Origin of the sequence: Enterobacter sp. MGH 38 (assembly GCF_000492855.1) — a bacterium.
Classification (GTDB): domain Bacteria; phylum Pseudomonadota; class Gammaproteobacteria; order Enterobacterales; family Enterobacteriaceae; genus Enterobacter; species Enterobacter hormaechei_C.
Genome location: NZ_KI535608.1, coordinates 304,823 through 317,901 on the forward strand (window position 1 = coordinate 304,823; position 13,079 = coordinate 317,901).

The window sequence follows — 13,079 nt, forward strand, 5'->3', positions numbered from 1 at the left end:
ATAACTGATTGCAGGCTTAGCAAAAGGGGAGTGACCCATGTCTGACTATCCAACCATTGCGCTGACAGGACCCGGTGCGATTGGGACCACCATCGCCGCGGTGCTGCATGAAGCGGGCCGCACGCCGCTGCTGTGTGGTCGCACCGCGCATCCGGAACTGCGCCTGCGTCATGATGAGGGTGAAATTGTGGTGCCCGGTCCGGTACTCACCGATCCCAGCGTCATTACGCGCCCCGTTGACCTCGTTTTTTTGGCGGTAAAAACGACGCAAAATGCCTACAGCGCCGGTTGGCTGCGCGCCCTGTGCGATGAACACACCGTGGTCTGCGCGCTGCAAAACGGCGTGGAGCAGAAAGCCCAGCTTGCGCCTTTGGTCAATGGCGCAACGGTGCTGCCGTCGGTGGTGTGGTTCCCTGCCCAGCGCGAGCCGGATGCCTCCGTCTGGCTGCGGGCTAAACCGCGCCTGACGTTACCGGACGTGCCGCAGGCGCAGCGGGTGGTGGAGGCGCTTCGCGGGACGCGCTGTGACGTTGAGTTCTCGACAGATTTCACTACCGTCGCCTGGCGCAAGCTGCTGCAAAACGCGGTCGCCGGGCTGATGGTGCTGGCTAATCGCCGCGCCGGGATGTTCAGGCGCGAGGATATCAGCGAGCTGGCGCTGGCCTACCTGCGCGAGGGGCTTACCGTCTCCCGCGCCGAAGGGGCGAAGCTGGACGATGCGGTGGCGGAGGAGATCCTGGCGAACTTCCAACGCGCGCCCGTGGATTTAGGTACGTCGATTCTCGCTGACCGCCAGGCGGATCGCCCGATGGAGTGGGACATCCGCAACGGCGTGATCCAGCGCTATGGCCGCAGGCACGGGATTGCGGTGCCCATCAGCGACGTGGTGGTGCCGCTGCTGGCGGCGGGGAGTGAGGGGCCGGGGTGAGCCAGGGTCTGGCGAGAAGGAAGACCCGGCCGTTGTGCGCCGGGTAACTCTCTTACTTACCCTGACGGGCTTTCTCAGCGTTTAGCTCTTCCATTGTTGCTTCCAGGATCCAGAGGCACTGAGCACCCTCAACCGTATCCAGCAGCGCCCGACGGGTGCGCTGATAGAACGCGTCGACTTCGGCGGGGGATTTCTCTAGAGGCGGCGTGCAGACGATATCGCTGCCAACCATGTGCGGCCACTTTCCCGCGTCAATGGTCTGGAGCGCTTTCAGTGTGGCGCTGGTGTTTGTTGTGAGCGCTGCGGCCAAAGCATCCTCCAGCAGTTGCGCCTGCCTGACGTCAGCCGTGGCAGCCAGCGTTGGGGCTTGCTCAATCCAGTGTGTGTCACCTGAGGCGATTCCATGAAGTGCTGATGGCCAGTCAGTGCTGGCTGCAATGGCTGGGACAGTGAGCGCACAAAGCAGCAGGACGATTGGATATTTCATCGCACTACCTCAAGCTCACCGCCGTCACGAAGGATTTTACGTCGCGTTGACAGTGAGAGAATAATGCACCCCTCCGAAGCAAATCCGGCTGGACCGTACTTATGGTCACCATGAATGCGGAACTCTGAACGACCAAAACTCTCTCCCGAAGTTTGCTCAAGGATAATGGTAATGGGTCCTTTAGAATTCGAATGTCCCGCAATTTTATATGTTCCGCGCGGCAATGGACCCAGACCCTTCACATGCTGACGGTCCGGATTATTTTTATTGGTAAGGGCACCGGAATATCCTGTCTCAATTAATTTGCCGTCTTTATACATCTTGCCAGTTGATTGCTCATACTTCCATCCCATAACGTTCTCCTTATGCCGTCTTACGGTCATTCCAGCTATCTGAATGCATGATGTTACCGTCCACGTAGCGCCAGGTAATTTTTTCATAGAGCAGCTCTACCAGCTCAAGATGGTTATGCTTCTCATAGTCAGGATCTTTGATATCAAGCATCATTGGACAGACGCTGGCGATCTTCACGCCTTCCAGAAGGGTGGAAAAATATTCCACTTCCTGACCAGCATCGTTGATACGGTAAAACTTTATCTCTGCGGATTTTAGCTTCTGGCCCGTGCTAACAGCCTTGTACAAATAGGGGCTGGAAGCGTCGATCTCTTTATCGAAAGAATAGGGGGAATGGATGCGAAGACTTGTCGCCTTGCCGTTATGCTTGTCCGTGGGCTGCATTATGCCGTGATTTAAGGCGATAATCTCGATGCTACCTTCACGTCCATATATATCGACAGAGCCTTTTATATCAGCGCCGCCGTCATCTTTAAGCCATAAATAAGCGGGAATAGCCATTTGTTTAAAACTCCATTTAAGGAAATCCTGAAAAGACCTTATGGTTTAGCTAGTTACGTAACTAGTGCAACGCTAGCGCGTACAAAATTGGCCGTCAATTTTGTACAGGGTGGATATAAAACGATCTGCGGTTTCGTTGATGCAAATTAAGAAAGTATGGGGGCTTATGGTTTGGATCTGGATAAATTGTTAATGATTAATACGGTGGTTTTGCTTAAATAATAATTAAGTGAATATTAATTGAAGATGTAATAAATACTTGAATGTTTATTGGGTATTCTGTCTATTTGACTCTTTATTAATTGTTTAAAAACGCATAACGGCTCGTCTGAATATCCACCTATCCGTAGCGACACACCTGAAAACGGTAAAGAGGTACCGCAGAAAATCCCGTTCCTGATGCTTATAAGGCCGCGTGGTCAGCAGCCAGTGTGACGTGGCCTGGATCAGCCAGGCGATATTAATCGCGTTGTTGAGCGTCAGCGGCTTATCCGTCGACCGCACCTGCATGGTGCTAATGTGCGGGCTGGGGCGAATGTCCCAGTGCAGATCTTTAATGCTGTCGATCCTGTCCGACCGTCAGGCGGATCGCCTGATGGAGTGGGACATACGCAACGGCGTGATCCAGCGCTATGGCCGCAGGCACGGGATTGCGGTGCCCGTCAGCGATGTGGTGGTGCCGCTGCTGGCGGCGGGGAGCGAGGGGCCGGGGTGAGAGAGATAGTGGTATTAACGTCTGGGGAATTGGTCTGGGTGAAAACCTCGCATCAGTTCCCTACAAACGCACTCACCGGCAAACCAAAACGCTTCGCCAGCGCGCATATGATCCAGCGTTAACGTGCCTGATCTATCTTGGTCTGAAATATTTGTTTAAGTTGCGTAGCGTATTCAGGAATTGCTTGCTGAGAAGAAGTGCAGCGGAGATAGTTTTGCTAACCAGGTTATATAGAAACGTGTGAAAGATGCGTCCGCTATGTGTCAATAACAGGCATTGCGGGATATGTATGAGACTGGCCGCCATTCCCGATAGCACAGCTCTGATGCTACACTGTTTTCAGTCCTCATTACCTCATCAAATAAATTATGACTACCGCTGATTTCAAACGCCCTAAACTAGAACTCCCAAACGGGGCTGATAAACTGCTGCTGCACTCCTGTTGCGCTCCGTGTTCTGGTGAGGTAATGGAGGCGATCCAGGCCTCAGGGATCGACTACACCATCTTCTTCTACAATCCGAACATTCATCCGCAGAAAGAGTATCTGATTCGTAAGGATGAGAATATTCGCTTTGCCGAACAGCACGGCGTACCGTTTATCGATGCGGATTACGATACAGATAACTGGTTTGAGCGCGCCAAAGGCATGGAATGGGAACCCGAGCGCGGCATTCGCTGCACCATGTGTTTTGACATGCGCTTTGAGCGGACTGCGCTTTACGCCGCTGAAAATGGCTTCAACGTGATTAGCAGCTCACTGGGCATCTCTCGCTGGAAAAATATGCAGCAAATCAACGACTGCGGTCAGCGAGCCGCCGCCCACTATCCGGGTATGGTCTATTGGGACTATAACTGGCGGAAACTGGGCGGTTCGTCGCGCATGATTGAAATCAGCAAGCGCGAGCAGTTCTACCAGCAGGAATACTGCGGCTGCGTTTATTCACTGCGTGACAGCAACCTGCACCGCAAATCCCAGGGCCGTCCTCTCATTCAGATCGGTAAGCTTTACTACGGTAAAGAAGACGACCAGGCCTGATTTTATGTCACGCCCTCTGTGGCGTGACCGCCTTCCTGTGCATTCCTCTAACAATTGCATGCCCCACCCGGCACGAACAGTAATTTTTAGTCATGAGATGGCTGAAAGTCGATCTGGCATCGAAGCCAGCTGAACGCTCTTAACCGTCATTCATCAAACAACGTTGTCCTTTGTGTAAGGCCGACTCAGTGAGCCGTTATATAAGGCTCCTTCACAAACTCCGCTAACAACCCAGCAGTTGCTTACAGAGCGTAGAAAATGTCACCGCATCGTCCATTTCCACCAGTACGCTCACGTACGCCGCACAGGTGCCAGCCAGTTCAAAGAGATCCGCAGAATCGGGAAGTTGCAGGTGAAGAAGGTGATGAACAGCGCTTTCTTCAGCGTGTACGTATGAAAATCCAGGGGTAGTCGCCATTTAGCATCCTCGTTGTCCAAAAAAAATGTCATGTCATGCTAACGGGTTCCTACGCCCGGTTACGGATGTGCCGCAACGCAGGCACTTTACGACCGCGGAGAAGGGATGAAAAGGGATGCCCCTGAATTACATAAGGTTGCTTAAAAGTTTGCGAGGCGGCTTCCAAAGGGCATTGCCGGGTGGCGGCTGCGCCTTACCCGGCCTACAAAACCGCCAACAAGCCAACCAACCCGCGACACGAACCGTAGGCCCGCGCAAGCGCAGCGCCGCCGGGCACAGCCACACCGTAGCTACCCCTCGCTCATCATCGCCAGAAACCGCTTCACCGTCCGCGAACGCTCAAATCGCCGCCAGCAGAGTGCGATATCGGTATAAAGCTCCGGTGAGCGCAGCGCATGGTAGGTGACATTCGGCGGCGAAATAGCGGCCATGGATTTCGGCACCAGCGCGAACCCGCCGCCCGCGGAGACCATGCTCAGGGAAGAGGAAAGTTGTGAAGATTGCAGCGTGTGTTGCATATCGATCCCGGCCCGCTCGCAGCTGCCGTAAACGCGGTCATACAGCCCCGGCGCGACCTCCTGGGGAAACAGCACCACCGGCGTATCCCGCAGCTCCTCCAGCGCCAGATCGCCACACGCTGCCAGGGGATGATCGCGATGCAGCGCCACCACCATCGGCTCCCGGTCGAGGATTTTTAGCTCGAACACCTTACTGCTCTCGCACGGCAGGCGCACAAAGGCGATATCCAGCTCACCCTCCGCCAGCATCGTCGTCAGCGACGACATATTGGCTTCCACCTGGTGAACCTGCACCGCCATGTTCTGCACCTGAAACTGGCGAATCAGGGCGAAGATTTTGGGATGAAAAGCATCTGAACTGGTGATGCCAATCGACAGGCTGCCGTTCAGCCCGCGCGCGATGCCCCGGGCTTTCTCCAGCGCGGCGTCGCTCAGCGCCAGGATCTTACAGGCGTCCTCATAGAAGGCTTCTCCCGCCTCGGTCAGCTCCACGCCCCGCGTCAGGCGCCTGAACAGCGGCGTGCCCACTTCCTCTTCGAGCCGTTTGATCTGCTGACTCAGAGGAGGCTGTGAAATACCCAGCGCTTTGGCCGCCCTGGTGAAGTGTCGCTCGCGTGCTACCGCGACAAAATAGCGCAGATAACGAAGTTCCATATCAAAAACGTCTCAAACCAGCATGGATTCTATATTGGAACTCTCTGCTGAATCGGGTCAACATTTATTTAACCTTTATAAATAAAGTTGAAGAGGACGGGCATGATGATGCATTCATCTGCATGCGACTGTGAGGCGAGCTTATGCGAGACCCTGCGCGGATTCTCGGCTCAGCATCCTGACAGCGTGATCTATCAGACATCGCTAATGAGCGCCCTGCTAAGCGGCGTCTACGAAGGGGAGACCACCATCGCCGACCTGCTGGCGCACGGCGATTTTGGTCTCGGTACCTTTAACGAGCTGGACGGTGAAATGATTGCCTTCAGCAGCCAGGTGTACCAGCTGCGCGCCGACGGCAGCGCCCGCGCCGCGAAGCCGGAGCAAAAAACGCCGTTCGCGGTGATGACCTGGTTCCAGCCGCAGTACCGCAAAACCTTCGACGGGCCGGTCAGCCGTCAGCAGATCCACGACGTGATCGACCAGCAAATCCCCTCCGATAACCTGTTCTGCGCGCTGCGCATCGACGGCAATTTCCGCCACGCGCACACCCGCACCGTACCGCGCCAGACGCCACCGTACCGGGCGATGACCGACGTGCTGGATGACCAGCCGGTGTTCCGCTTTAACCAGCGCGAGGGCGTGCTGGTCGGGTTCCGCACCCCGCAGCATATGCAGGGCATTAACGTGGCGGGCTATCACGAACACTTTATCACCGACGACCGTCAGGGCGGGGGCCACCTGCTCGACTATCAGCTGGAGAACGGCGTGCTCACCTTCGGCGAAATCCACAAGCTGATGATTGACCTGCCCGCCGACAGCGCGTTTTTACAGGCCAATCTGCACCCCAGCAACCTTGATGCGGCTATCCGCGCCGTCGAAAACTAACAGGAGAACTACCGTGAACAGTGAGAAACAGTCACGTCAGTGGGCGCACGGTGCCGATATGGTTGTCGGCCAGCTGGAAGCGCAGGGTGTGAAGCAGGTGTTCGGCATACCGGGCGCAAAAATCGACAAGGTCTTTGACTCCCTGCTGGACTCCTCCATCGAGATTATCCCGGTGCGTCACGAGGCGAACGCGGCGTTTATGGCGGCAGCGGTAGGGCGGCTAACCGGCAAGGCCGGAGTCGCGCTGGTCACCTCCGGGCCGGGCTGCTCCAACCTGATAACCGGCATCGCCACCGCCAACAGCGAAGGTGACCCGGTGGTCGCGCTGGGTGGGGCGGTGAAGCGGGCAGATAAAGCGAAGCTGGTGCACCAGAGCATGGATACCGTCGCCATGTTCAGCCCGGTGACCAAATACGCCGTGGAGGTCAATTCGCCTGACGCGATTGCCGAGGTGGTGTCGAACGCGTTTCGCGCTGCCGAGCAGGGCAGGCCGGGCGGGGCGTTTGTCAGCCTGCCGCAGGATATTGTCGACCAGCCCACCACGGGGGCGATTTTGCCCGCCAGCGGTCCCGCGCTGATGGGGCCAGCACCGGAATCCGCCATTAACGACGTGGCGAAGCTTATTGAAAAGGCCAAAAACCCGGTCATCTTACTCGGCCTGATGGCCAGCCAGCCCGCCAACAGCGCCGCGCTGCGCAAGCTGCTGGAGAAAAGCCGTATTCCGGTCACCAGCACCTACCAGGCCGCCGGGGCGGTGAATCAGGAACACTTCACCCGCTTCGCCGGACGCGTCGGTCTGTTTAACAACCAGGCGGGCGATCGGCTCCTGCATCTGGCGGATCTGATCATCTGTATCGGTTACAGCCCGGTGGAATACGAGCCGTCCATGTGGAACAGCGGTGACGCCACCCTGGTGCACATTGACGTGCTGCCCGCCTATGAGGAGCGCAAGTATGTTCCCGATCTGGAACTGGTTGGGGATATTGCCGCCACGCTGAATCTGCTTGCCAGCCGAATCGAGCACAAGCTTGAACTCAGCCAGCGCGCCTCGGAAATTCTTGTCGATCGCCAGCATCAGCGGGACCTCCTCGACCGTCGCGGCGCATCGCTTAACCAGTTTGCCCTGCATCCGCTGCGCATCGTGCGCGCCATGCAGGACATCGTGAACAACGACGTGACGCTCACCGTCGACATGGGCAGCTTCCACATCTGGATCGCCCGCTACCTCTACAGCTTCCGCGCGCGTCAGGTGATGATCTCCAACGGTCAGCAGACCATGGGCGTGGCGCTGCCGTGGGCGATTGGCGCGTGGCTGGTCAACCCGGGGCGCAAGGTGGTGTCGGTCTCCGGGGACGGCGGCTTTTTGCAGTCGAGCATGGAGCTGGAAACCGCCGTACGCCTCAACGCCAATATTCTGCACATCATCTGGGTGGATAACGCCTACAACATGGTGGCCATCCAGGAGGAGAAAAAATATCAGCGTCTCTCCGGCGTGGAGTTCGGCCCGGTCGATTTCAAAGCCTATGCCGACGCGTTCGGCGCAAAAGGTTTTGCCGTCGAGAGTGCCGACGCGCTCGAACCGACGCTGCGTGCCGCAATGGATGTCGATGGCCCGGCCGTGGTGGCCATTCCCGTCGACTACAGCGATAACCCGCTGCTGATGGGCCAGCTCCATCTCAGCCAGATTTTGTGAATCAATATAAGGACAGAGAAATGCAAAAAGTGGCTCTCGTAACCGGCTCCGGCCAGGGAATTGGCAAAGCGATCGCGCTTCGCCTGGTGAAGGATGGTTTTGCCGTTGCTATTGCGGATTATAACGAAGAGACGGCGAAAGCGGTCGCGGATGAGATCACCCGCAACGGCGGGAAGGCCGTCGCCGTGAAGGTGGACGTCTCTGACCGCGAGCAGGTGTTCGCGGCGGTGGAAAAAGCCCGCACCGCGCTGGGCGGTTTTAACGTCATCGTCAATAACGCTGGGGTGGCGCCGTCCACGCCCATCGAATCCATCACGCCGGAGATTGTCGACAAGGTCTACAACATCAACGTGAAAGGGGTGATCTGGGGCATTCAGGCCGCAATTGACGCCTTCCGCAAAGAGGGGCACGGCGGCAAAATCATCAACGCCTGCTCCCAGGCGGGCCATACCGGCAACCCGGAACTGGCGGTCTATAGCTCCAGCAAGTTCGCGGTGCGTGGCTTAACCCAGACCGCCGCGCGGGATCTCGCGCCGCTGGGGATCACCGTTAACGCCTATTGCCCGGGCATCGTCAAAACGCCGATGTGGGCGGAAATCGACCGTCAGGTCTCCGAGGCGGCGGGTAAACCGCTTGGCTACGGGACGGAAACCTTTGCCAAACGCATCACGCTTGGCCGTTTGTCCGAGCCGGAAGACGTGGCCGCCTGCGTCTCTTACCTCGCCGGGCCGGATTCCGACTACATGACTGGTCAGTCGCTGCTGATTGATGGTGGGATGGTGTTCAACTAAATACACAATACTAAAAAGCTCTGACATGAACTTTCCCCTGCTCCCGTGCAGGGGCTTTTTTTTGTCTCGTCAGCCATTGTGCATTACACTGCGCGCTGCAAAACTTTAGTCTTGAGATCTGACAGGCGGTAACAGCGATGAACGGTACAATCACAACGTGGTTTAAAGATAAAGGCTTTGGATTTATCAAAGATGAAAACGGCGACAACCGCTACTTTCATGTGATTAAGGTCGCCAACCCTGATCTGATTAAGAAAGATGCGGCGGTGACCTTCGAGCCAACCACCAACAGCAAAGGCCTTTCCGCGTATGCGGTGAAGGTGATCCCCGAAAGTAAGCACCTCTATATTGCAGGCGAGCGCGTGAAGCTCACCTCAATTAAATCCTTCGTGGTGTTCAGCGAGGAAGAGCCCGTTGATACTAAAATCGACAAAGAGAACGCGGTGCTGTCGGTGGGGCTGCTGATGAACAGCATCAAACCAAAATCCGAGAAAAAGCCGGGCGAAATGCGCACGGTGAAGAAGCTGGCGATCACTACCTTCCAGAACACGACGCTGATCTTCACTGAAGATGAGATCGACATCGATGCCACGGTGAAGCTGCTGAAGTAACGTTTTGCCGGGTGGCGGTTACGCCTTACCCGGCCTACAAAATGCGTGCGGCACTCGCCGCCGCACGGTTTACCCCATCCTGTGCTCGCCCCGCAACATTGCTTCACGGTCAAATACCCGCTGGATCTCCCCGTGCGCCATAAATGCCGCCCGGTCGGACATATGCGCAATCACGTCCGCATCGTGGCTCACCAGCAGGTAGGTCATGCCGTGCTGCGCCTTCAGGCGGTTGAGCAGGTTAAGAATCTCCGCCTGTACCGACATATCCAGCGCCGAGGTCGGTTCATCCAGCAGCAGAAGCTGCGGGCGCAGCAGCAGCGCGCGGGCAATGGCCACGCGCTGACGCTGTCCGCCGGAAAGCTGATGCGGGTAACGCCTGCCCGCGTCGGCGGAAAGCCCCACCTCATGCAGCGCATTGGCCACCTTTTCCGCGATCTGCGTCTCGCCGTGGATGCTTAACGGCTCCGACAGCGTGCGCGCTATGGTGTGATTCGGGTGCAGCGACGCCCACGGATCCTGAAACACCATCTGCACGTTGCGGCGAAGCTCGCCTTCAAAGCGTCGCCCTGGCGTTAACGCTTCTCCCAGTAGCGCAATACTGCCGCGCCACTCGCGCTGCAGCCCCGCCAGCACGCGCAGAATAGTCGATTTCCCGCAGCCGGATTCGCCAATCAGGCTGAACGTCTCGCCTTTCTCAATGCTAAAGCTGGCGGCCGAAACCGCCGTTTTTTCCCCGAAGGTGACCTGCACCTGGTTAACCTCAACGATCGCCATCGCTGGCCTCCTTCCACGGCTGCGAACGGTCGAGCGTCGGCAGCATCTGCCCATAGGTATGGGCGTCTGGACGACAGGTCCACAGGGTGCGCGTGTACGGATGCGTCGCCTGCGGGAGCCGGCTTGCCGCCATCTCATCGACCTTTTCACCCTGATACATCACCAGCACGCGGTCGCAGTGTTCCGCGACGAGCGGCAAGTCGTGGCTGATTAACAGCATCGCCATCTGCCGCGCCTCGCACTGCTGTACCAGCAGCTCCAGGATCTGGTTGCGCAGGCGTGCGTCCAGCGCGGAAGTCGGTTCGTCGGCGATCAGCACCTGCGGGTTGTTGACGAGCGCAATGGCGATCATCACGCGCTGGCCCATGCCGCCGGAAAGTTCGCCGGGATAGCGCTGGAGCACGTGCTCGTTCAGCCCCACGGCGCGGATGATATCGTGAATGCGCGCCAGTCGTTCGGCGCGGGGCAGGCGCTGATGGAGGGTCAGCGCCTCATCAAGCTGGGCGGAGACGGTTTTCACCGGGTTTAGCGCGTAGCGCGGGTCCTGTAGAACCATCGCTATGCCGTTGCCGCGCAGCGCCTGCCAGCGGCGGCTGTTCAGGGTCAGCAGGTCGTTGCCAAGCACGTTAAGCCGCTTAGCGCTCACGATGCCGGGCTTGCGCACCAGCCCCATCAGGGCGCGGGCAGACATGGACTTGCCGGAGCCGGATTCTCCTACCAGCGCCAGCCGCTCTTTGCCCAACGTAAAGCTCAGGTTGTTGACCACGCGCGCGGCGGGGTAGTCGATATTCAGCGCATCGACGATGACGCGGTGTTCAGTCATGCTGTGGCTCCAGTACGTCGCGCAGGCCATCGCCCAGCAGGTTAAAGGCCAGGCTGGCAAACAGAATCGCCCCGCCTGGAATGGCGGCAATCCACCACTGGTCAAAAATGACCTGCATGCCGTCGGCAATCATCGCGCCCCATTCCGCCATCGGTGGACGCGCGCCCAGACCAAGGAAGCCCAGCCCGGCAGCGGCCAGAATAATCCCGGCCAGATCCAGCGCCAGTCGCACAATCGCGGAGGGCAGGCACAGGGGCAGAATATGGCCGACCAGCAGGCGCGGGCCGCGAATGCCCATCATCTCCGCGGCGGCCAGATAATCGCTGTGGCGCAGACGCTGGATTTCACTGCGCGCCTGGCGCGCATAGGCAGGCCAGGTCGTTAAGGCCAGCGCCAGCGCGCCGTTGACCAGCCCCGGGCCGAGCATCGCCACAAACGCGAAGGCGAGGATCAGGCGCGGCATCGACATCACCACGTCGGAAAAGCGCATCAGGATGCGCTCCATCCAGCCGCCGTAGTAGCCTGACAAAATCCCCACCAGCAGACCGGCGGGGAGGGTAATAACGGTGACTAAGGCCACCAGCCCCAGTGCCGGACGGGTGCCGTAGATTAATCGGGAGAGCAGATCCCGCCCATAGCTGTCAGTACCCAGCCAGTGCTGCGCGTTGGGCGGTTGCAGACGCGCGGCGGCGTCCTGCCAGTTGGGATCCTGCGGCGCAAGCCACGGCGCGAACAGAGCAATAAGCACCAGCAGCGCGATGGCGATCAGCCCGCAAAACGCGGCAGGGGAGCGGCGCAGGCGGCGTAAGAAGAGATAAAACGGCATTAGCGCACCCTGGGATCGGTCGCCCGCACAAGCAGGTCGGTAAGGTTATTGATCAGAACAAAGCAGACGCCAATCAGCAGCGTGCCGCCCATCACGGCGGTGGTGTCACCGGCGAACAGGGCCGTGGTGAGGTAGCGCCCGATGCCCGGCCACGAGAAGACGGTTTCGGTTAATACCGCGCCCTCCAGCATGCTGGTGTAGGCCAGCGCAATCACCGTCAGCAGCGTGCTGCGAATGTTCGGCAGCACGTGACGCAGCAGGATGGTCATCTCTCCGGCGCCCTTGGCGCGGGCGAGCAATATGTACTCTTTGTTCATCTCGCTCAGACAGGCGGAGCGCGTCAGGCGGGTGATACTTGCCAGCGAGTAGTAGGCCAGCAGCAGCACCGGCAGCACCAGGTGGCTGATGGCGTTGCGGAACGCCTCGCGGTCGCCGGAAAGCCAGGTATCTACCAGCGCAAATCCGGTTCGTGGCTCGACGGTGAATTGCCAGATGTCGTCCAGCCTGCCGGGGCCAGCGCTCCACTGTAGTTTCGCGTAGAACAGAGCCAGCATCAGCAGGCCGAGCCAGAATATCGGCACCGAATTGCCGAGCAGGGTGAGCGTTCTGATCGCTAAGTCCAGTGGCGAACCGGCGTAGCGGGCGCACAGCACACCCGCAATTACGCCGAGTACTGTGCCGATAATTAGCGCCAGCGTTGCCAGTTCCAGCGTGGCGGGAAAGGCGTGCAGCAGGTCCTGCAATACCGGCTGACCGGTAGCGCTGGCGGTGCCTAAATCCCCGTGAGCGAGGTTTTGCAGGTAGTGCCAGAACTGCACCGGCAGGGGCCGATCCAGCCCAAGCTGCTGGCGAACCTGATCGTAAGTGGACTGGCTGGCGTGATCGCCGACGATCTGCAATACGCGATCGACCGGGGAAAAGGCAGAGAGCGCAAACGTGACCAGCAGTAGCCCGAACAGCGTGAGCAGGAGAGTCAGCAGACCCTGAAGCACGCGGGTGGAAAGATGTGGCATGGGAAAATCGTTATCCTGAAAATATGCACGAACGACCCCCTCTCCCACGGG

Annotated in this window: 15 protein-coding genes and 2 pseudogenes; 7 read left to right on the plus strand and 10 right to left on the minus strand. The window is 58.4% G+C overall.

What is annotated here, in order from left to right; translation table 11 throughout:
• Positions 1 to 37: 37 nt before the first annotated feature.
• The gene (locus L384_RS09895; protein ID WP_023324278.1) at positions 38 to 928 is read left to right on the plus strand and encodes an oxidoreductase; all 891 of its coding nucleotides are present in this window, start codon (positions 38 to 40) and stop codon (positions 926 to 928) included.
• Between the two features lie 52 nt (positions 929 to 980).
• Here the strand turns inward: L384_RS09895 and L384_RS09890 are convergent, their stop codons facing one another.
• The 4 genes and pseudogenes from L384_RS09890 to L384_RS0121125 all read right to left on the minus strand — a co-directional run.
• Positions 981 to 1,415: a hypothetical protein gene (locus tag L384_RS09890; protein ID WP_003858863.1), complete on the minus strand. Its 435-nt coding sequence runs from the start codon at positions 1,413 to 1,415 to the stop codon at positions 981 to 983.
• Positions 1,412 to 1,768, minus strand: coding sequence for a tlde1 domain-containing protein (locus L384_RS09885; protein WP_006809708.1), 357 nt, complete (start codon positions 1,766 to 1,768; stop codon positions 1,412 to 1,414). Before L384_RS09885 ends, L384_RS09890 begins: the two co-directional genes overlap by 4 nt.
• A 10-nt stretch (positions 1,769 to 1,778) precedes the next feature.
• Positions 1,779 to 2,270 (minus strand): Hcp family type VI secretion system effector, encoded by a 492-nt coding sequence (locus L384_RS09880; RefSeq protein WP_003858859.1) that lies wholly within the window; start codon positions 2,268 to 2,270, stop codon positions 1,779 to 1,781.
• A gap of 343 nt (positions 2,271 to 2,613) precedes the next feature.
• Positions 2,614 to 2,837: pseudogene (locus tag L384_RS0121125) on the minus strand (glutamate-cysteine ligase family protein); the annotation flags it as partial.
• On the opposite strand from L384_RS0121125, the pseudogene L384_RS0121130 reads away from it, so the two are divergent.
• Both L384_RS0121130 and L384_RS09875 read left to right on the plus strand, forming a co-directional pair.
• A pseudogene (locus tag L384_RS0121130) lies at positions 2,833 to 2,985 on the plus strand (ketopantoate reductase C-terminal domain-containing protein); the annotation flags it as partial. The pseudogenes L384_RS0121125 and L384_RS0121130 sit on opposite strands and share 5 nt — an antisense overlap.
• A gap of 368 nt (positions 2,986 to 3,353) precedes the next feature.
• Positions 3,354 to 4,022, plus strand: coding sequence for an epoxyqueuosine reductase QueH (locus L384_RS09875; RefSeq protein ID WP_023315575.1), 669 nt, complete (start codon positions 3,354 to 3,356; stop codon positions 4,020 to 4,022).
• A 223-nt stretch (positions 4,023 to 4,245) separates the two neighbouring features.
• Here L384_RS09875 and L384_RS09870 read toward each other — a convergent pair whose 3' ends face one another.
• Both L384_RS09870 and L384_RS09865 read right to left on the minus strand, forming a co-directional pair.
• A complete protein-coding gene (locus L384_RS09870) occupies positions 4,246 to 4,440 on the minus strand; it encodes a hypothetical protein (RefSeq protein WP_023315576.1) in 195 nt (64 codons plus the stop codon).
• 290 nt (positions 4,441 to 4,730) lie between these two features.
• Positions 4,731 to 5,612, minus strand: coding sequence for a LysR family transcriptional regulator (locus L384_RS09865; RefSeq protein ID WP_022650550.1), 882 nt, complete (start codon positions 5,610 to 5,612; stop codon positions 4,731 to 4,733).
• Between the two features lie 105 nt (positions 5,613 to 5,717).
• Here L384_RS09865 and budA point away from each other — a divergent pair, with 105 nt between their 5' ends.
• The 4 genes from budA to L384_RS09845 all read left to right on the plus strand — a co-directional run bounded on the left by budA (position 5,718) and on the right by L384_RS09845 (position 9,592).
• Positions 5,718 to 6,497 carry an acetolactate decarboxylase gene (gene budA / locus L384_RS09860; RefSeq protein WP_003858848.1) on the plus strand — a complete coding sequence of 260 codons (780 nt, stop codon included), beginning with the start codon at positions 5,718 to 5,720 and terminating at the stop codon, positions 6,495 to 6,497.
• On the plus strand, positions 6,469 to 8,190 hold the full coding sequence (gene alsS, locus L384_RS09855) for an acetolactate synthase AlsS (RefSeq protein WP_176602847.1): 1,722 nt from the start codon (positions 6,469 to 6,471) through the stop codon (positions 8,188 to 8,190). Before budA ends, alsS begins: the two co-directional genes overlap by 29 nt.
• A gap of 20 nt (positions 8,191 to 8,210) precedes the next feature.
• Positions 8,211 to 8,981, plus strand: a complete 771-nt coding sequence (locus L384_RS09850) for a (S)-acetoin forming diacetyl reductase (RefSeq protein WP_003858846.1) — start codon at positions 8,211 to 8,213, stop codon at positions 8,979 to 8,981.
• A 137-nt stretch (positions 8,982 to 9,118) separates the two neighbouring features.
• The gene (locus L384_RS09845) at positions 9,119 to 9,592 is read left to right on the plus strand and encodes a cold-shock protein (RefSeq protein WP_003858845.1); all 474 of its coding nucleotides are present in this window, start codon (positions 9,119 to 9,121) and stop codon (positions 9,590 to 9,592) included.
• 69 nt (positions 9,593 to 9,661) lie between these two features.
• Here L384_RS09845 and L384_RS09840 read toward each other — a convergent pair whose 3' ends face one another.
• The 4 genes from L384_RS09840 to L384_RS09825 are packed head-to-tail and all read right to left on the minus strand — an operon-like array spanning position 9,662 to position 13,028.
• Positions 9,662 to 10,366 (minus strand): ABC transporter ATP-binding protein, encoded by a 705-nt coding sequence (locus L384_RS09840; RefSeq protein WP_023324280.1) that lies wholly within the window; start codon positions 10,364 to 10,366, stop codon positions 9,662 to 9,664.
• Positions 10,353 to 11,189, minus strand: a complete 837-nt coding sequence (locus L384_RS09835; protein ID WP_023324281.1) for an ABC transporter ATP-binding protein — start codon at positions 11,187 to 11,189, stop codon at positions 10,353 to 10,355. The genes L384_RS09840 and L384_RS09835 overlap by 14 nt, the downstream gene beginning before the upstream one ends.
• A complete protein-coding gene (locus tag L384_RS09830) occupies positions 11,182 to 12,015 on the minus strand; it encodes an ABC transporter permease (RefSeq protein ID WP_023324282.1) in 834 nt (277 codons plus the stop codon). Before L384_RS09830 ends, L384_RS09835 begins: the two co-directional genes overlap by 8 nt.
• Entirely contained in the window at positions 12,015 to 13,028 is a 1,014-nt protein-coding gene (locus tag L384_RS09825; RefSeq protein WP_022650553.1) for an ABC transporter permease, read from the minus strand. Before L384_RS09825 ends, L384_RS09830 begins: the two co-directional genes overlap by 1 nt.
• Positions 13,029 to 13,079: the final 51 nt, after the last annotated feature.